We start from the raw sequence: 16,738 nt of genomic DNA, 5'->3' as shown, positions 1-16,738 counted from the left end.
ATTCGTCAATGTGCCCGCACGGTTGGCTTTTCGGTGGCTTGTGGCAAGTAATGCTCCGCCAGCTTTTCAAAAGCCGCTACCTGCTCCCGCTGCCAGGTTTCATCGCGATTGAGCTCGCGGGCCATCAGGGCGGCTACGGTGGGCGCTATTTCCAGCGCGGCGCGGGCATCCAAAAACAGAATCCGCAGGCGACGGGCCAGCACATCTTCCACGGTCCGGGCCATTTCGTGGCGCACTGCCCACACCACCTGAGCCAGGGTATAGCCAAAGCCAGGGTGCAGCTTTTGGGCCAGTTCAGGCTCCGACCGCATCAGCGCCTGCAAAGCCATTGCGTCACTACCGTAGCCTGCAAGATCAATTGGTGTATTTGGCACAGGTATAGCGGATGCAGGTATAGCTCCGTGGATGGGCAGTTTCTCAGTACGGCAAGGTATAGCAGGCAGCCTTGTTACTCGGATAGCCGCGTTCACAGTATCTTCGGCCATCAGGCGGTAGGTGGTCCATTTGCCGCCGGTGATGGTAATCAACCCTGAAGTTGCTACCAGCAATTTGTGACTGCGGGAAATCTCTTTGGTGTTGCCTGTTTCACTGTCAGGGGCGGCCAAGGGGCGCAGGCCAGCAAATACACTCAGCACATCCTGTCGTGTCGGAGGCTTCTCCAGATACTGCCCTGCTGTTTGCAGAATAAAGTTAATCTCGGCATCCAGCGCCACAGGTTCCAGACTCAGCTCCTGCAGCGGCGTATCGGTGGTACCGATCAGCACGTGGCCCTGCCAGGGTATGGCAAAGAGCACGCGACCATCCGGTGTCTTGGGAATCATCAGGGCCACATTCCCTGGAAGGAAGATTTTGTCGAGGACAACATGCACACCCTGGCTCGGCATGACAAGTTGCTTTTGGGTAGGCTGGTCGAAATGTAAAATATCATCTACGTAAACGCCTGTTGCGTTCACTACCGCTTTGGCCCGCAAGGTATAGGGTTGGCCGCTTTCCAGGTCTACGGAATCTACACCATTCACTTTTCCATTGTCGTCTTTGGTCAAGCCTGTCATACGGAAATAATTCAGCACCGTGCCACCTTGCTCAGCGCAGGTTTGGGCGATGTTCAGGGCCAGACGGGCATCGTCGAATTGACCGTCGAAGTATACGATGCCACCTATCAGGTTTTCGGATTTGGCGGTGGGTATGCTTTCCAGCACCGTTTTGCGGCTCCACCACGCGGTGCGGCCCAGGCTATACCTGCCAGCCAGAAAATCGTAGAGCGCGAGGCCGGTGCCATAAAAAAACCGCTGCCACCAGCTGTAGCAAAGTATCACGAAAGGCTGCACCGACACGACATGTGGCGCATTGCGCAGGAGAATCCCCCGCTCCCGAAGTGCCTCAAACACCAGTCGGATATTGCCCTGCGCCAGGTAGCGCACCCCGCCGTGCACCAGCTTGGTACTGCGACTCGAGGTACCTTTCGCAAAATCGGACTGCTCGAGCAGAAGCGTCTTGTACCCACGCGAAGCGGCATCCAGGGCAGTTCCCAATCCCGTCGACCCACCGCCAATAACAAGCACATCCCACTCGGGCACTTCGGAAAGCTGGCGCAGCATGGCCTCGCGGGTAAACGGAATGGCTGCCATAAGTGGTTTCGGGTTTAGGTTGAGTTATTTACGATTGACTTGTGAATGGTAGCTTAAGGTAATGCTTTTCAGTCACAAAATCAGCTGATTTTTCTCTTCGGTTAATGGAAAGGCAGCTAAATAATGGCTATCATTATAGCGTTTACCAATTCTTATCATGAAACCCCCTTATACCCGCCTCCGCTTATCCATTTTCGCATTATTTACTGTACTAATCGGCTCTTCCTCCTGTATGCGGGAAGGCAAAACGATCGAGACACAATCACCCGTCGAAACTGCAATACCTGTTGCTTCAGCAAATAGCGACACCGCTATACCTGAACCCGACAGCTTAACTTTGCAGGCCGCTATACCTGCTAAGTCAGCTCATCCTGCAGCAATTGTAGCCAACTCCATCGCTGATGCCGAAACCATCATTGCCCGCAAACAGGTGCCGATTCTGTGCTACCACCAGGTGCGCGACTGGCGAGAGAAGGACTCCAAACAGGCCAAGGACTACATTATACCGGAGGAGCGCTTTAAAGACCACATCAAAATGCTGGCGGACAGCGGCTACCAGACCGTACTGCCCGACCAGTTACTGGCTTACCTGACCACAGGGGCATCGCTTCCCGAAAAACCCGTGATGCTCACCTTCGACGACACCAGCCTGGGGCAGTTTACCGTGGCCGCACCGGAGCTGGAAAAGTATGGTTTCAAGGGTGTGTTCTTCGTCATGACCGTCTCGCTGGGCAGGCCGAACTACATGACCAGGGCGCAGGTAAAGGAGCTTTCGGAGAAGGGGCATGCAATCGGCTCCCATACCTGGGACCACCAGAATGTGAAGAAATACCAGGGGCAGGACTGGGTGACGCAAGTCGAAAAGCCATCGCGGCAGCTGGCGGAGATTACAGGCAAACCTACCGAATACTTCGCGTACCCGTTCGGGCTGTGGAACCCCGAGGCTATACCTGAGCTAAAGCAGCGTGGCATGGTGGCGGCTTTCCAACTGGCCGAGAAGCGCGACCCGCAGGACCCGCTGCACAGCATCCGACGTATTATTGCCAGTGGCTACTGGAGCTCCAATTCATTGCATAGGGCCATGGTCAACAGTTTTTAAATAACCCTGCGGCCTGCTCTTGAGTTTGATAGTATGCTATACCTTCTAATATAATGCAAACAGACGAGAAACACCTTCGCGAGATGATTTCGCAGCTGGAAGTGCTGCAACACGATGCCCTTGAACTGGAAAAGAAGTTTGCCAGCGCCATCAAAAGCGTGCACCCATCTTTCCGCACAAGCGCCCGCAACCTGTTGCACTACCTGTCGCTGCGGCAGCACGACATACGGCAGTTGCAGGAGGGCCTGGCCCGTTTGGGTCTCTCGTCGCTGGGTCGCTCCGAAGGGCACGTGCTGGCTAGTCTGCAGGCCGTCCACAACATGCTCTGCCAATTGCTCGATTGTGCGCCCACCAAAAAACCCATACCTGTTTCACATGCCGAGAGTATCGAGCTACTCGAAAAGCACACGAGCGAACTATTGGGCGCCCGGCCTCCAAAACGCAGCACTCGCATCATGGTCACTTTCTCCACTGAGCTGGCCCAGGACTACGAACTGGTCAAGCGTATGCTGCTGGCAGGCATGGACTGCGCCCGCATCAACTGTGCCCACGACGACGAGCAGGTATGGGAAACGATGGTAGAGTCTATCCGGAAGGCAGAAAAAGAGACGGGCCAGAGCTGCAAGATCCTGATGGACCTGATGGGACCCAAACTACGCACGGGTCCGCTCAAACCTGGCCCCGCCCTTCTGCCTATCCGCCCGATACAGAACGAACTGGGGCAGTTGGTGTCACCTGCCAAGGTATGGCTCGCCCCTGCCGGTGTGGAGAGCGAGGTGCCCACAGACGCCAGCCTGCCAGTCGACGAGGCCTGGGTAGCCCAGCTGCAACAGGGCGATAAGCTCAGGTTCAAGGACACGCGCGGCCGCAAGCGTTCCTTCACCGTGATGCAGCGCAAGGAAAAAGGCGTCATCGCTCACCTGTTCAAAACCTCTTACATCGGTACGGGCACCGAACTCACCATCAATAAAAAGAGCGCCCTGGAGCGTAGCACCAAGGTGGGAGAATTGCCTGCCAGCGTGGCGCCCATCTACCTGCGCAAAGACGATTTGCTGATACTCACCAAAGACGAAGCGCCCGGTGAGCCTGCCCTTTACGATGCCGAGGGCCACATTGTAAAACCTGCACGCATTGCCTGCACCTTGCCCGAGGTGTTCCGTCGCGTGAAGGCAGGCCAGCCGATCTTGTTTGACGATGGCAAAATAGCGGGGGTGATCATGAACGTGAGCGACGATGCCCTGCTCGTGAAAATTACCGAAGCCAAAGAGTCAGGAAGTCGCCTGATGCACGACAAGGGCATCAACCTACCCGAAAGCGATCTGCAGCTGAACGGGCTCTCAGAGCAAGACAGTCAGCACCTCGCTTTCGTTGTTAAACATGCTGATATCGTGAGTCTTTCGTTTGTGAACCACCCTGAGATGATCGAGGCGCTGCACAAGGAACTGAAGCGCCTGAAAGCGCCGCCACGCCTGGGCATCATCCTCAAAATTGAGACCAAAGAAGGATTCCGCCACCTGCCACACTTGCTCCTGACCGTCATGAAGAACCATCCGGTGGGCGTAATGATTGCCCGTGGCGACCTGGCAGTGGAGTGCGGCTGGCAACGGCTGGCCGAGGTGCAGGAGGAAATTCTGTGGATAACGGAGGCGGCGCATATACCAGTGGTATGGGCCACGCAGGTACTCGAGTCGCTTGCCAAGAAAGGGCGTCCGTCGAGGGCCGAGATTACGGATGCCGCCATGTCGCAGCGGGCCGACTGCGTAATGCTCAACAAGGGGCCGTATGTGCTGCGGGCCGTGGAGTTGCTCGATGACATTCTGAAGCGCATGCAGGAGCATCAGCACAAGAAAACATCCATGCTCCGCCCACTGCACGTATCGGAACTGGAAATGCCCACTAGTGGCGCTGACTAACAGCCTCTCGCAGGTATAGCCGACGCCCGGCTATACCTGCACCCGAATATTTTTGACTATGAAACACGCCCTGGCGCTTCTTATTTATATCGGTCTATACCTTTGCACAGCACCCTATACCTTGGCGCATACCTATTACATCAGCTTCAAAGGCGATGACGCCAACTCAGGCAGTTCGCCTGCATCCGCCTGGCGCACCATTGAGCGGGTGAACGGCCACCGCTACACTTCTGGAGACACCATCCTGTTTGAGGGAGGAAGCGTGTTTAAAGGAGGGCTGTACTTTCATCCGGCCAACACGGCAACTGCGACAGCACCTGTGGTCGTCAGCTCTTTTGGCGAAGGCCGCGCCACCATTGATGCTGGCATCAGTTACGGCTTTTATGCGCACAACGTGGCAGGTATAGAAATTCGGTACCTGAACTTCCGGGGCAGTGGCTATACCCGCAACACCAACCACGGCATCCTTTTCTACAACGACCTGCCCGGCGATGTGAAGCTGCCGCACATCGTCATAGACCAGGTGGAGGTGAGCGGTTTCCGGAAATCTGGTATAACCTTAGGCGCCTGGAACGGCAACAGCGGTTTCCGCGATGCCCGCATCACAAAGGCCGTGGTGCACGACATCGACTCGGTCGGCATTAATACCTACGGGGAGTTCGACCATACCAAAACCGGCTACGCGCACCAAAATATCTACATCGGGCAGTGCCACGTGTATAAAATATACGGGCTGATACTCCCCGACAAGCACAGCGGAAGCGGCATTGTGTTGTCAGACGTGGACGGTGGCACCGTAGAGCACAGCGTGGTCCATACTTCGGGCATGCAGAACAAGAACTGCGGCGGACCGATCGGCATCTGGGCCTGGGACGCCAACGACATCATCATCCAATACAACGAAGCCTACAACATGAGCGCCGGCAGCGGCTGCGACGGCGGTGGCTTTGATCTGGACGGCGGCGTGACTAACTCCGTGATGCAGTACAACTACTCGCACGACAACGACGGGGCGGGCTTCCTGATCGCACAATTTGAGTGGGCCCGTCCTATGCGCAACAACATCATCCGGTACAACATCTCGGAAAACGACGGCCGTAAAAACGACTACAAAGGCATCACGCTTTGGGTAGAAAACCATGACAAGGGCGGCAACCTTGACTTGCTCGTGTACAATAACACTATCTTTGCCGACAGCGCAATTGCCCCTTCCGGCGGAGGCGTGTTCTTCAAGAGCGGCGGTCACCATAACGTCAGGTTTTTCAACAACATTTTCTACAGCCGCAACGGCGCCCCTATGGTAGTAGCTGCCGACACGACCATGGACGTCTCCTTTCACCACAATGCCTATTTTAGCGAAAACGGCCGCTATACCTTTGTGTGGGGCGATGTTCGCTATACCTCCCTGCCCGATTTTCAGGCAGCCACTGGTCAGGAGACGATGAGCGGCAGTCCGACAGGTATGGTAGCCGACCCACAGTTACAGGCACCCGGCATGGCAGGTACTTTAGGCTACCCGCTTGATCTGAAAACCCTGCGCGACAGGTATAGCCCTCAGAAAAAATCACCACTTATCGACCAGGGTATAGCGGTGCCCCTCCCTCCTTCATTTGCTCCAGCCACAGAAGACATTTTCGGCAATCAAATTGAATCAACCGCTGCCCCTGACTTGGGCGCCGTTGCCTATACCCGACCGAAGTTTTTTCAATTGCTGAAGAAACTGTTTTGAGTTGAGGAGTTTGAGTGTTAAAGAGTATGGAGTTAGACAATAGAGGTATTCAGTGTAGCCATAGGTAAGAATATATAGAAGATTCTATGTAACTTACCTGGGGCAAGCTGTGCGCTTCGCTTATACCTGGATCTAAACAAAGCATATGAAATCATTCAATCTGGTCGGATTCCTTGCTGTGCTATTAGCTGTAGCAGGTGCTGTCATCAGTATTGGGCATTTCTTCGAGAACAAGTATATCGGCTGGGCTTTCATCGGAGCGGGTCTGGCTTTGGCGATTATCAACACGTGGTGGAATATCCGGAAGCATAAGCGGTGAGCTTGTCTGTTCTTGTTTCCCTAAAGGTGAGCCGTTCTTACAAATCCAACTATATTGACATTCTTGTTTTAATTTAGCATCATGCTTAAGTCCACAGCCACTTATTCCATCGCGCTGCTTCTTTTGCTCGTCACTTTCACCCAATGCACCACTAGCAGGCAAAAAGTGCTCAGGCAACAGTATAAACAGATTTACATCGAAGAGTTTAAGCTGATCTATTTTCAAAAGCTACTAGAGGCAGGTTTCAATAACTCCGAAGAAGTGAACAATTTGATCCGGTTTGACAAGAGTGGCTTTACAGAGCCTGTGCTCACCATAGAAGATTATCAACTAATCGAGCGTTTGGTGCAGGCTGACCAGCAACAAATGAGAGCCGACTCTGCAGCGAAGATAGGTAGAGTAGCTGAGGGCGCAGAGGGCAAGCATGTGTTTAGCCATATTCTTACCAAGTTAGAAGGCAAGTGGCTGGACAACCTGGCAAAAGAACGCTATAAACTCTCAGATTTCCGACATATACCTCTAGATTAAAATGACTAGCCGGCACAAGCTGACGTTACTCCTAAAAAACATTCCCATGAAACGACTTATCTTCTCTCTAATACTCGCGGGTTGCAGTTTACAGGCCTTTGCGCAACAAGAGCTAATTCACCCAAAGGAGCAGCAAAAGCAAGGGATGGTGCCGCTACCGCAGCCCTATATCCAGATAAACGGCCAGCAGATTGCGCAGCCGAGCCTGGCGCTGATCAAAGCTGACAACATCGAAAGTATTGACGTGCTGAAAGACGAAAATGCTACGGGCAAATTTGGCGACAAAGCAAAAGGCGGCGCCATCCTCATCAAGGCCAAGTACACAGCAGAATTTTCCACGATGCAGGATATTTATACCCTGTACCGTATACCTGCTGCCCAGCAAACCCTGAAAGTGGTCATAAACAACAAGCTTGTAAAAGACACCAATCTGATACTTGCTAACCTGGAGCAGATCGAAAAAGTGGAGGTGAAAAAGCAGGACATCACGGCCCCGGTACGTTGGAGCCTGAATGACGAAGAGGAGTTCCTGCACATCATCCCCAAGCCCCAAACCAAACAATAAACCTAATGGACGGCACCAAACGCAGTAACATCAAAATAGGCTCGCACGTGAACATCGTGCTCAAAGAAGACCAGCGCACCGGCGACTTAACGGAAGGGTATGTAGAAGCCATTCTCACCAAGTCGCCAAACCACCCGCATGGCATCAAGGTAAGACTTGAAACAGGAGAGGTTGGACGCGTAAAGGAAATCCTGGAAGAAGATTAGGCTACCCTGTCATTCCGACCAGAGGAAAAAAATCTGAAGTATTAAGATTCAATATCCAGATTTCTCACTGCGCTCGAAATGACATTTGTTTTTGCTCGTAATTACTGTCTCGCAACTCCTAAGCTCACAGCATCCCTTCGTCTGCAAAGCTATAGTAATCGCTGTCAGTAAAGATGATGTGGTCCAAAATCGGTAAGTCCAGAAACTGTCCGGCTTCTTTCATTTTTTTGGTGAGGGCGATGTCAGCGGCGCTGGGCTTAGTATTGCCGCTGGGGTGGTTGTGTACCAGTATAATAGAGCTCGCCAACTGCTCGATGGCCTTTTTGAAGATCATTTTCGGGTCAGCCACCGTGCCGGCCACTCCCCCACTGCTGATGCTTTCCTTCTTCATCACCACATTGGCGCGGTTAAGCAAAATTACCCAGAACTCCTCGTGGGGCAGGTCCAGCAGTTGGGGCTTGATGTAGTTGTAAATATCGGTGGAGCAGGTGATGCGGGTTTTGGCAGCGGCAGTGGTCTCTTTGCGACGTCTGCCCAGTTCCAGCGCACTCACAATCGAAATAGCCTTGGCTTCCCCTATCCCTTTTATCTTCGTGAGGTCCTTCACTGTCAGTTTGGCTAGTTCATTCAGATCGTTACCCACGGCCGCCAGTATGAGTTTGGCTACGTCTACTGCAGTCAGTTTTGGGGTGCCAGAACCGATCAGGATGGCGATCAGCTCGGCGTCGCTCAGGGCGGACTTGCCTTTGAGCAGGAGCTTTTCGCGCGGACGGTCTTCCTCGGCCCAGGTCTTGATGTTGAGGTTGGCGGTATCGTATGCCAAAAGTGCAGACGTGGCTTCTTCTTTCACTGCGGTACAGATTTTGTTAGATAAAAGATTGCTAAGTGAATCTGTTTGAGCTAAAAATAGTTCATGAAACAACGTCATTTAGCTGGCTTTTTTATAATAACATACAATTTTTAAAACCTGAAGCTGCTGTCGGCTGTTCTGACGCAGCACCAACCATATACCATGCAACGATACTTTTCGATAGGAATAGTAATTTTCATCCTGTTCCTGGTGGACCTTTATGTCTTCCAGGCTATCAAAACCGTCACTCAAAACCTTACTGCCAGCACCCAGCGCATCATTTACATCTTGCACTGGCTTGTGTTTGCCATCACGGCTGGCACCTTTGCGCTGGCTTCGTTCACGCGTGGCACGCCGCCTGATGCTTTCAAAACATATCTGGCCAGTACGCTCTTCATCATTTTCGCCTCTAAACTGGTAGTCGTACTTTTCCTTTTTGTGGATGATGCCCTGCGCCTGGGCAAGTTGGTTTTCAACAACGTGAATAGCGGAGAAACGACCTTTGACCCTTCACGCAGCAAGTTCCTAAGCCAGATGGGTCTTCTGGTAGCGGCCGTTCCATTCTCGGCTTTTATTTACGGCATGGTGAAAGGTGCTTACGATTACCGCGTAAAGCGTGTCACACTTCGCTTCCCGAATCTACCAGCGGCTTTCGAGGGCTTCAGGATGCTGCAGATTTCGGATATGCACACGGGCAGCTTCACTTCTACTGAGCCTTTAAAAGAGGCTGTCAACCTCATCAACAAACAAGAAGCCGACCTCGTGTTCTTCACAGGCGACCTGGTTAATAATGTGGCTACAGAGTTGATGCCTCACGTGGACACCCTGAAAGGGATTCGGGCGAAGCAGGGTGTGTTTTCGGTGCTCGGCAACCACGACTATGGCGATTATGTAAGTTGGGAAAGCCGTGAGGAAAAGACCAAAAACCTACAGACTCTCATAGAGACACAGCGCAGCATGGGCTGGGACGTATTGCTGAACGAGAACCGCCGCATCGAAAAAGACGGTGAGCACATCTCTGTGCTGGGTGTGGAGAACTGGGGCAACCGGGCGGGCTTCCCGAAATACGGTGACCTGAGCAAAGCCTATACCGGAGCAGAAAACAGTCCATTTAAAGTACTCCTGTCGCACGACCCTTCGCACTGGGATGGCGAGATCAACCAAAAGTATGCTGACATTGACCTTACCTTGTCGGGTCACACACACGGCATGCAGTTTGGGGTAAACGTACCTGGCCTGAAATGGAGTCCGGTGCAGTATGTGTACGAACAGTGGGCAGGTCTCTACAAACGTGGCAGACAACACCTGTACGTCAATACCGGCTTAGGCTTTATTGGGTATCCGGGCCGCGTGGGCTTCCTTCCCGAAATTACCGTGTTTGAGTTGAAAAGAGCATAAGCAAACGTTTCATTTGTTATAAAACAGAGCGCCGGCCAGTTGGTCGGCGCTCTGTTTTTAAGACTATACCTTCATATATATTTTGTCATATTAACAAAATAATAAGGACTAGCTCACCCTAGTAAGACCTAATTACATCCAAAGTATCTCAGGAATACAAAAAGCAGCTAAAAACGAATTATTAGCGCATCAACCGCTCTTACCATGAAGTAAACAGCAAAACCCAAATGAACCTATCAACTCTTTCATCGTAAAACATTAGCACAGGCTATATTTGTTTTATACTATTTTAAACAGACAGACTGTGTTTTTAAATTTTTAATTTAGCGTATTTAAGAGATGAAAAAGGTATTTTATTCAATAGCTATAGTGAGTGCCATGATGTTTGCTTCTTGTTCTGAAGACAGGGGCAGAACGTACGAAACAGCAGATGCCAACCAGGACGAAAACGTGAACCAAAGCCACATCAGAGGCAGCGAAGAAGCGATGGGCAGCACCTCGGACATGGCAAACTCTGATGCCGCATGGCGCAGCAACTCAGAGCGTATTGCGAGCCAAATGGCAACGGACATGCGCCTCGATACAACTACTCAAAACCGAGTACAGCAAGTACTGTATGAACGGGAGCGTCGCCTTAGTGAACTGGAATACAACTACAACGAGACCAGTCGGATGGGAGGTCAGGTAGCAGAAGAGGTTGACAATATGGCCACTACTGAAAAAAAACGCTATGACAAGGACGGCGGCACGATGACCGACATCCGAACCAACACGAATACAGACACACAAAACAACACGACAGCCGCATCAGACCTGGACACTCAGCGTGAACAGATCATGGAGGAAACAGATCGTGAGCTGCAATCGATCCTGTCGCAGGAGCAGTACCGTCAGTATCAGGAGAAACGCGCCAACTACTGGGGCATGAGCAACGACGGCACCAACCAGCTTGACAACTCAGGCACTATGCAGAACCAGAATCAGATGAATAATAACCAGATGAATAACTCCGGCACCAATAAAAACCTGCCCGGCACTAATAATAACACAAACAGAAACCAGTAAAATTTATCAGCGTATAATAGTTTGAAAGCCTGTAGCGCCCGTAGCTATGGGCTTTCGCTATTTAAGCCCGTCTTTTGCTAAAATTTAGTAATTTAGCATCATGCCGCGCTGCTGATATTAATTTTGGCAGCAGCATACTTTTAAGCCTTTTCCGGCGTATTGACATTAACCCTTTGCCACTCCCGAGGTGGCCTCTGCTGTAACATGCCCCTACACCTGCTGCGACTACTACTTCTTTCCACCCTGTTACTGGTAAGCGTACTGCCGGCCCTGGCACAGCGCAACATACGGGTGAGCGGCACCGTGCTCGAGCCCGACAAAAGCACTCCTATACCTGGTGCTGGCGTCATACGCTACGGCACCACCCAAGGCGTTATATCCGACGAAGAAGGCAAATTCCTGATCGATATCGACCAGAGCGACACGCTGTTGATCCGGGCCGTTGGTTTTAAGCCCATGCTATACCTGCCCCGCAACCTGCCTGTTTCTGAACTCCGCGTGAACATCATCCTGCAGCCTGACAGTGTGATGTTGGGCGAAGTAGAAATCACCAGCCGACCATCAGAAGAAATGATACAGCGGGCGCTGCGCAACATGAAAAAAGAGGAGCCGGAATATGTAAAGCGCAAAGGTTATCGTCCGGAGCTGGAGCCCGGTCCTCCACCGCCTCCTGTTGCTCCTACCCCGCTGAGCCCCATTTCGCTGCTCTATGATATGTTTTCTAAGGAAGGAAAGCAGAACCAGAAACTGCAGCAATTGCTCCTGATCCAGGAACTCAAGCGCCGCAAAGAGGAAAAAGAGAACTATAACCGCCTCTTTAAAGACAATACAGGCTATGAAATAGAGCGCTGAAATGCACCTTTCTGAAATCTGATTTTCGACAAAACAATCAGCTTGTGCGTAGGTTAGGGTATAGCCATACCTGTATACCTTATGAAAATCGGATACCCCTGCATCAACCAGACGCTTGACTGTTCCTCCTCCCGGACTTTTCGGTTAGCCTCTTACTCCGAGGAGCGCCTGATACAAACAGTAGAGCAGAACCTGAGCTGCTTGCGCCGCATACTGGAGTTTAACGTGGAGAATGGTTTGCACTTCTTCCGACTCACGTCCGATCTGGTGCCTTTCGCATCGCATCCTATCAACACCTATAACTGGCAGGAGCATTTTAAACTGACCCTGCGCCGTCTCGGCGATTACATCAAGCGCCACGATCTGCGCATTTCCATGCACCCCGACCAGTTTGTGGTACTCAACTCCCCAAACCCCCAAACAGTGCAGAACAGTATTGCCGAACTGGTTTACCAAGGCAGCATCCTCGACCTAATGGGGCTTGACGCCACAGCCAAACTGCAGATACACGGTGGTGGTGCCTATGGCGATAAGGAATCCGCGCTCAATCGCTTTGCTGAGGTATACCACACCATGCTACCCGAGGAAGTAAAAGCCCGCCTTTGTGTTGAGAATGACGACCGCACCTACAGTCTCACCGACTGCCTGGTGCTGCACGAGCTCACGGGAATGCCCATCATTTTCGACAACCTGCACCATGAGTGTGTGAACAACGGGGAGCCTATGCGGGAGGCGGTGATGCTGGCGGCCCAAACTTGGCAACCTGCACGCGATGGCATCCTGATGGTGGACTACAGCGCCCAGTCTCCGGGGGAACGGAAAGGCAAGCATGTGCAAAGCATCGGAGAACAGGCTTTTCACGATTTCCTTGTAGAAACCGAAGGCATCGACATGGATATTATGCTGGAAATAAAGGACAAGGAAGCCAGTGCGCACAAGGCAGTGGCTGTGGCAAAGGAACTTGGCAGAATATAGCCCAATTTAGAGCCAGCCTTGCACCAGTTGAAATGCAAAGGCCAGCAACTCCCATAGGGCCCAAAGCAGCAGAATGCCTATTACGATGATTCCAACAATGACGCCCATAATAATTTTTTTGCCACTTCCCTGGTATTTACCCTCCTCATAGTGCGCCCTCAGCATGCGTACATTGCGTTCGTTCGCTTTAAAGGCAAAGTCAAAGATATTGCCGAGGATGGGAATACTCCCGAACAGGGCATCCAGTGCTACGTTGAGTAGCATCAGGGTCACCATTTTGCCACTCGCCCCATGGCGGGCCATGGTCAGAATCAGCATAGCGGACACACTAAATGAAGCCAGGTCACCCACCACCGGGAATAGCCCAAGAATAGGATCGAGCCCGAACCGCCAGTTAGTACCCGGCATGCGGAACTGGTTATCCATTAAGTGGGTCATCCGGTCTACCCATTTCAGGCTTTCGGTGCGGGGTGTGCGGGTATAGTGCGTATTTGCCGTTTCCATAGCTGCCTATACGCAGCTTGTAGACAAAAGTAGGAGTTTGGCCTTTCCTCAGTTTCTTATCGTGGAGCTACCAGTCAGCAGTTCGCCTCTTTGCCACCTTGTTGTTTCTGGGTGTATAAGACGACTTTGACTTCCACTTTTTATGTACCCTGTCCGGTTTTCCTTTTACATACCGCATGCTACTGTAATCGTCTACCACAATGGCGTGACTGCTGCGACTGAAAGAGGAGCATGAAGAAAGGGACGAAAGGGTGATAACCAGGATGATCAGTAGCGTAAATCTTAACAAAGTCATAAGGTTCTGATTATTTGGTGAGTATCGAGTATCTAATATAATATATATACCTATATACACCAAAAATTGTTCAGTTAATCCCTCGATTTATACCAACAAACAAAGGCCATCATGCACAGGACTATTTACCTGTGGATGATGGCCTTAGATTTTATAATTTCAAATGCCCCACTGTGCTGGCGCTCCTTGCACTACCTACATACTAGAAAGGGAGACAGCATAAAGCACCTTCTTCTTGTAAGGGCTTTCAAATTATAGTTTGTTGTTCATCGCTTGGAAAGGGCATACGCAAATACATCCGACATAATAGTGTATGGGATAGTTCATAAACATACCCAATTTGTAATTATAATAACTTGGTATTTATACCTAATCAGGTTTTCTATATACAAATCGTGCTATTCCATCGACTAAGTTTTGGTCACGTATCACCACTAACAAATAAGGCAAGCCCGAAACGGAACTTGCCTATACCTGCTGTTATACTTTGCCAAAGAAGGAAGCCGCTTATTTCTTGCCGCCCTTTCCTTTGCCGTGCTTGCCATTATTGCCGTTGCCTTGGTTACCTTTTCCTTTGCCTCCGTTGTGGTGATTACCATGTCCTGGTTTGCCTTTCGGTGCTGCCTGCCTAACCGTAGTATTGTTGTTATTTACAATAATAACGGTGTTGCCGCCTTTACCCTGCTTGTGCTTGGTATGGCCCGGGTTAGTGGTGCGCGGATGGTGCGGATTGTTCGTGTTCTTGGTCCAGCCTTTTTTGTAGCCCTTGTGATGGCCGGCTTTGCTGTCTTTGATGATGACCACCCCACCGGTGTTGCTGTTCTTCTTGCGAGAGGTGGTACAAGATGCCATAGTGGCGACAGACAGTACAATCAGGAGTAGGAGTCTAAGGCGTTGCATAGTGAGATTGTTTTATAATTATGAGAGTTAAAACCTGTTTGGCAGGCGCAAATGTATGTACTTACCTGCATACCTAATCATGCCGATGGGTATAAATAATGCAATTGTTTTAAAAACTAAACTATCCATCGTTTCCGTCCTATAAAATTATTTGGCTGCTTCGGCAACCAGGGCTCAACTAATCTGAAGGAGCCTGCGTAATTACGCTTATGCCAAACTGCTGGCATGCTAAACTTGAGAAGCCATGCTGAACAGACTATACGGGGTGCTGCTGCTGACCCTACTCGTACTTGCCCTTTTCTCATCATGCGACGACAACAAGGCACAGGCTGTAGCTATACCTGAAGCCACAACAACTGTAGCTGCAGAATCAACAATCTTGCCAAATACTATATAGTAAACACCTATACCTGGCTTTCACCCTTAAGATTACGGTTTTAACTGTGACTTAAAGGTTGCACCTATACCCATAAAACAGAGACAGGAGCCTCTTGCGGGGCTCCTGTCTCTGTTTAGTATAAAGCTGTTTTACTTTGTACGCACTTTATGACCGGCAATGGCAAAGTATAAGATGAACAGGTAGCAAGGCACCATGATCCAATAAGCCTGCTGCGAGTCTACGGCATCAGACAATGCGCCGTATATCAATGGCAGAATGGCACCACCCGCTATACCCATGATCAGAAACGAAGACCCGATCTTGGTGAAACGGCCAAGGTCAGCCAGGGCAAGCGGCCAGATGGCAGGCCACATAAGCGCATTGGCAAAACCCAACAAGGCGATAGAAAGCACCGAAATGTAGCCCTCCGTCATGATCGCTGAGATCGTAAACAGCACACCCAGCACAGCAGATATCTGCAGTGCCTTCTCCTGTCGTATATACTTCGGAATTGCTGCGATGCCGATCAGGTAACCTACGATCATGGCGATCAGGGTAACGGATGTGAAAAACTTAGCCTCTGTAAACGGTATACCTTGACCGTAAGCGGCATAGCTGATGATGGTGTCACCGGCCATTACTTCTACACCAACATACAGGAAAAGGGCAAAAGCTCCCATCAGCAGGTGTGGGAACTGCAGAATGCTTGTCTTATTGGTATTGGCGGCGGCTACTGTTTCGTCTTCCTGGTCGGTGTCTACCTCAGGTAATGACGAGAAATAAATGAGCACTGCCAGCACAATCAGTACGGCCACAATCACCAGGTATGGGGTAATTACTTTAGCAGCCAGGGCGTTCAATTCTGCAGCTTTTTCGGCTGCGTTCATCGTACCCAGGCTTTCTACGAGAGCATCGGCATTAGAAAGCACAATGGCACCCAGCACAATAGGAGCCAGCGAACCGGCCACTTTGTTGAAGATACCCATGATGCTGATGCGCTTGGCGGCACTTTCCAATGGCCCCAGTATGGTTACATAGGGGTTAGATGCCGTTTGAAGCACCGCCAAACCTGTGCCCTGCACAAAAAGTCCCAGCAGGAACAGTTCGTAAATTCGCGTCATCGCCGCCGGCACAAAAATAACGGCACCCACCGCCATGATCAGCAAGCCAACCGACATGCCCTTCTTAAAGCCCGTCTTCTTGAGCAGCCAGGCCGAAGGAATCGCCATTACCAGGTAGGAAATGTAAAAGGCAAAAGCTACCAGATAAGACTGGAAATCGTTAAGTTCACAGGCGATCTTGAGGTATGGGATCAACACGGAGTTTAGCCAGGTGACGAAGCCAAAGATAAAGAACAGGGCACCGATGATGATGATCGAGCGCATGTACCCATCAGAAGCATTCTCCTGCCCGGTCTTGCTGTTTGCGGAAGGGGCTACTTTAGTCATGTTAAGTTTAGGTATAGATAAGGTGCAAAACTGTTTCCGGTGCCTGAGCACAGGAATAAGAGTACAATATAAAATTTATCTTGCT

General features: G+C 51.0%; 18 protein-coding genes. 12 read left to right on the top strand and 6 right to left on the bottom strand.

Translation table 11 applies throughout. The annotated features are described in order from the left end of the window. Positions 1 to 5: 5 nt before the first annotated feature. Positions 6 to 1,628 carry a glycerol-3-phosphate dehydrogenase/oxidase gene (locus tag C8E01_RS18095; protein ID WP_116544870.1) on the bottom strand — a complete coding sequence of 541 codons (1,623 nt, stop codon included), beginning with the start codon at positions 1,626 to 1,628 and terminating at the stop codon, positions 6 to 8. Positions 1,629 to 1,785: 157 nt separating this feature from the next. Between C8E01_RS18095 and C8E01_RS18090 the strand changes: the two genes are divergently transcribed. The 7 genes from C8E01_RS18090 to C8E01_RS18065 all read left to right on the top strand — a co-directional run bounded on the left by C8E01_RS18090 (position 1,786) and on the right by C8E01_RS18065 (position 7,987). Beyond that, positions 1,786 to 2,727 (top strand): polysaccharide deacetylase family protein, encoded by a 942-nt coding sequence (locus tag C8E01_RS18090; RefSeq protein ID WP_116544869.1) that lies wholly within the window; start codon positions 1,786 to 1,788, stop codon positions 2,725 to 2,727. A 53-nt stretch (positions 2,728 to 2,780) separates the two neighbouring features. Next, positions 2,781 to 4,640, top strand: coding sequence for a pyruvate kinase (locus C8E01_RS18085; RefSeq protein WP_116544868.1), 1,860 nt, complete (start codon positions 2,781 to 2,783; stop codon positions 4,638 to 4,640). Between the two features lie 58 nt (positions 4,641 to 4,698). Continuing rightward, entirely contained in the window at positions 4,699 to 6,369 is a 1,671-nt protein-coding gene (locus C8E01_RS18080) for a right-handed parallel beta-helix repeat-containing protein (protein ID WP_116544867.1), read from the top strand. 145 nt (positions 6,370 to 6,514) lie between these two features. Beyond that, on the top strand, positions 6,515 to 6,688 hold the full coding sequence (locus tag C8E01_RS21730; RefSeq protein ID WP_165820684.1) for a hypothetical protein: 174 nt from the start codon (positions 6,515 to 6,517) through the stop codon (positions 6,686 to 6,688). Between the two features lie 81 nt (positions 6,689 to 6,769). After that, entirely contained in the window at positions 6,770 to 7,216 is a 447-nt protein-coding gene (locus tag C8E01_RS18075) for a hypothetical protein (RefSeq protein WP_116544866.1), read from the top strand. A gap of 46 nt (positions 7,217 to 7,262) precedes the next feature. Next, entirely contained in the window at positions 7,263 to 7,781 is a 519-nt protein-coding gene (locus C8E01_RS18070; protein WP_116544917.1) for a hypothetical protein, read from the top strand. 5 nt (positions 7,782 to 7,786) lie between these two features. Then, entirely contained in the window at positions 7,787 to 7,987 is a 201-nt protein-coding gene (locus C8E01_RS18065; protein ID WP_007653953.1) for a YwbE family protein, read from the top strand. Positions 7,988 to 8,111: 124 nt separating this feature from the next. Here C8E01_RS18065 and radC read toward each other — a convergent pair whose 3' ends face one another. Next, positions 8,112 to 8,810, bottom strand: a complete 699-nt coding sequence (radC, locus tag C8E01_RS18060) for a RadC family protein (RefSeq protein WP_116544916.1) — start codon at positions 8,808 to 8,810, stop codon at positions 8,112 to 8,114. A gap of 189 nt (positions 8,811 to 8,999) precedes the next feature. Here radC and C8E01_RS18055 point away from each other — a divergent pair, with 189 nt between their 5' ends. The 4 genes from C8E01_RS18055 to uvsE all read left to right on the top strand — a co-directional run bounded on the left by C8E01_RS18055 (position 9,000) and on the right by uvsE (position 13,127). Then, the gene (locus C8E01_RS18055) at positions 9,000 to 10,235 is read left to right on the top strand and encodes a metallophosphoesterase (protein ID WP_116544865.1); all 1,236 of its coding nucleotides are present in this window, start codon (positions 9,000 to 9,002) and stop codon (positions 10,233 to 10,235) included. 339 nt (positions 10,236 to 10,574) lie between these two features. Beyond that, positions 10,575 to 11,300 carry a hypothetical protein gene (locus tag C8E01_RS18050; protein ID WP_116544864.1) on the top strand — a complete coding sequence of 242 codons (726 nt, stop codon included), beginning with the start codon at positions 10,575 to 10,577 and terminating at the stop codon, positions 11,298 to 11,300. A 204-nt stretch (positions 11,301 to 11,504) separates the two neighbouring features. Continuing rightward, on the top strand, positions 11,505 to 12,152 hold the full coding sequence (locus C8E01_RS18045; RefSeq protein WP_116544863.1) for a carboxypeptidase-like regulatory domain-containing protein: 648 nt from the start codon (positions 11,505 to 11,507) through the stop codon (positions 12,150 to 12,152). Positions 12,153 to 12,233: 81 nt separating this feature from the next. Continuing rightward, entirely contained in the window at positions 12,234 to 13,127 is an 894-nt protein-coding gene (gene uvsE, locus C8E01_RS18040; RefSeq protein ID WP_116544862.1) for a UV DNA damage repair endonuclease UvsE, read from the top strand. A gap of 6 nt (positions 13,128 to 13,133) precedes the next feature. On the opposite strand, the gene C8E01_RS18035 is transcribed toward uvsE, so the two are convergent. The 3 genes from C8E01_RS18035 to C8E01_RS18025 form a co-directional block, all read right to left on the bottom strand. After that, a complete protein-coding gene (locus tag C8E01_RS18035) occupies positions 13,134 to 13,631 on the bottom strand; it encodes a DUF4112 domain-containing protein (RefSeq protein WP_116544861.1) in 498 nt (165 codons plus the stop codon). A gap of 67 nt (positions 13,632 to 13,698) precedes the next feature. After that, a complete protein-coding gene (locus C8E01_RS18030; RefSeq protein ID WP_116544915.1) occupies positions 13,699 to 13,926 on the bottom strand; it encodes a hypothetical protein in 228 nt (75 codons plus the stop codon). A 507-nt stretch (positions 13,927 to 14,433) separates the two neighbouring features. Next, complete coding sequence (locus tag C8E01_RS18025) at positions 14,434 to 14,826, bottom strand: hypothetical protein (RefSeq protein WP_116544860.1); 393 nt, start codon at positions 14,824 to 14,826, stop codon at positions 14,434 to 14,436. A gap of 244 nt (positions 14,827 to 15,070) precedes the next feature. On the opposite strand from C8E01_RS18025, the gene C8E01_RS21725 reads away from it, so the two are divergent. Further along, positions 15,071 to 15,223 (top strand): hypothetical protein, encoded by a 153-nt coding sequence (locus C8E01_RS21725; RefSeq protein WP_165820683.1) that lies wholly within the window; start codon positions 15,071 to 15,073, stop codon positions 15,221 to 15,223. 131 nt (positions 15,224 to 15,354) lie between these two features. Here C8E01_RS21725 and C8E01_RS18020 read toward each other — a convergent pair whose 3' ends face one another. Further along, the gene (locus C8E01_RS18020; RefSeq protein WP_116544859.1) at positions 15,355 to 16,653 is read right to left on the bottom strand and encodes a sugar MFS transporter; all 1,299 of its coding nucleotides are present in this window, start codon (positions 16,651 to 16,653) and stop codon (positions 15,355 to 15,357) included. Positions 16,654 to 16,738 lie beyond the last annotated feature (85 nt).

Source organism: Pontibacter virosus (genome assembly GCF_003096355.1).
Lineage (GTDB): Bacteria > Bacteroidota > Bacteroidia > Cytophagales > Hymenobacteraceae > Pontibacter > Pontibacter virosus.
This window is presented reverse-complemented; position numbering and strand designations above follow the sequence as displayed.

What these genes read in the sequence shown, in the direction of transcription:
- C8E01_RS18085 (WP_116544868.1), top strand. Translation starts at nt 2,781, where the DNA reads ATGCAAACAGACGAGAAACACCTTCGCGAGATGATTTCGCAGCTGGAA.
- C8E01_RS18065 (WP_007653953.1), top strand. Translation starts at nt 7,787, where the DNA reads ATGGACGGCACCAAACGCAGTAACATCAAAATAGGCTCGCACGTGAAC.
- C8E01_RS18095 (WP_116544870.1), bottom strand. Translation starts at nt 1,628, where the DNA reads ATGGCAGCCATTCCGTTTACCCGCGAGGCCATGCTGCGCCAGCTTTCC.
- C8E01_RS18070 (WP_116544917.1), top strand. Translation starts at nt 7,263, where the DNA reads ATGAAACGACTTATCTTCTCTCTAATACTCGCGGGTTGCAGTTTACAG.
- C8E01_RS18030 (WP_116544915.1), bottom strand. Translation starts at nt 13,926, where the DNA reads ATGACTTTGTTAAGATTTACGCTACTGATCATCCTGGTTATCACCCTT.
- C8E01_RS18090 (WP_116544869.1), top strand. Translation starts at nt 1,786, where the DNA reads ATGAAACCCCCTTATACCCGCCTCCGCTTATCCATTTTCGCATTATTT.
- uvsE (WP_116544862.1), top strand. Translation starts at nt 12,234, where the DNA reads ATGAAAATCGGATACCCCTGCATCAACCAGACGCTTGACTGTTCCTCC.
- C8E01_RS21730 (WP_165820684.1), top strand. Translation starts at nt 6,515, where the DNA reads ATGAAATCATTCAATCTGGTCGGATTCCTTGCTGTGCTATTAGCTGTA.
- C8E01_RS18020 (WP_116544859.1), bottom strand. Translation starts at nt 16,653, where the DNA reads ATGACTAAAGTAGCCCCTTCCGCAAACAGCAAGACCGGGCAGGAGAAT.
- C8E01_RS18055 (WP_116544865.1), top strand. Translation starts at nt 9,000, where the DNA reads ATGCAACGATACTTTTCGATAGGAATAGTAATTTTCATCCTGTTCCTG.
- C8E01_RS21725 (WP_165820683.1), top strand. Translation starts at nt 15,071, where the DNA reads ATGCTGAACAGACTATACGGGGTGCTGCTGCTGACCCTACTCGTACTT.
- C8E01_RS18075 (WP_116544866.1), top strand. Translation starts at nt 6,770, where the DNA reads ATGCTTAAGTCCACAGCCACTTATTCCATCGCGCTGCTTCTTTTGCTC.
- C8E01_RS18025 (WP_116544860.1), bottom strand. Translation starts at nt 14,826, where the DNA reads ATGCAACGCCTTAGACTCCTACTCCTGATTGTACTGTCTGTCGCCACT.
- C8E01_RS18050 (WP_116544864.1), top strand. Translation starts at nt 10,575, where the DNA reads ATGAAAAAGGTATTTTATTCAATAGCTATAGTGAGTGCCATGATGTTT.
- C8E01_RS18035 (WP_116544861.1), bottom strand. Translation starts at nt 13,631, where the DNA reads ATGGAAACGGCAAATACGCACTATACCCGCACACCCCGCACCGAAAGC.
- C8E01_RS18045 (WP_116544863.1), top strand. Translation starts at nt 11,505, where the DNA reads ATGCCCCTACACCTGCTGCGACTACTACTTCTTTCCACCCTGTTACTG.
- C8E01_RS18080 (WP_116544867.1), top strand. Translation starts at nt 4,699, where the DNA reads ATGAAACACGCCCTGGCGCTTCTTATTTATATCGGTCTATACCTTTGC.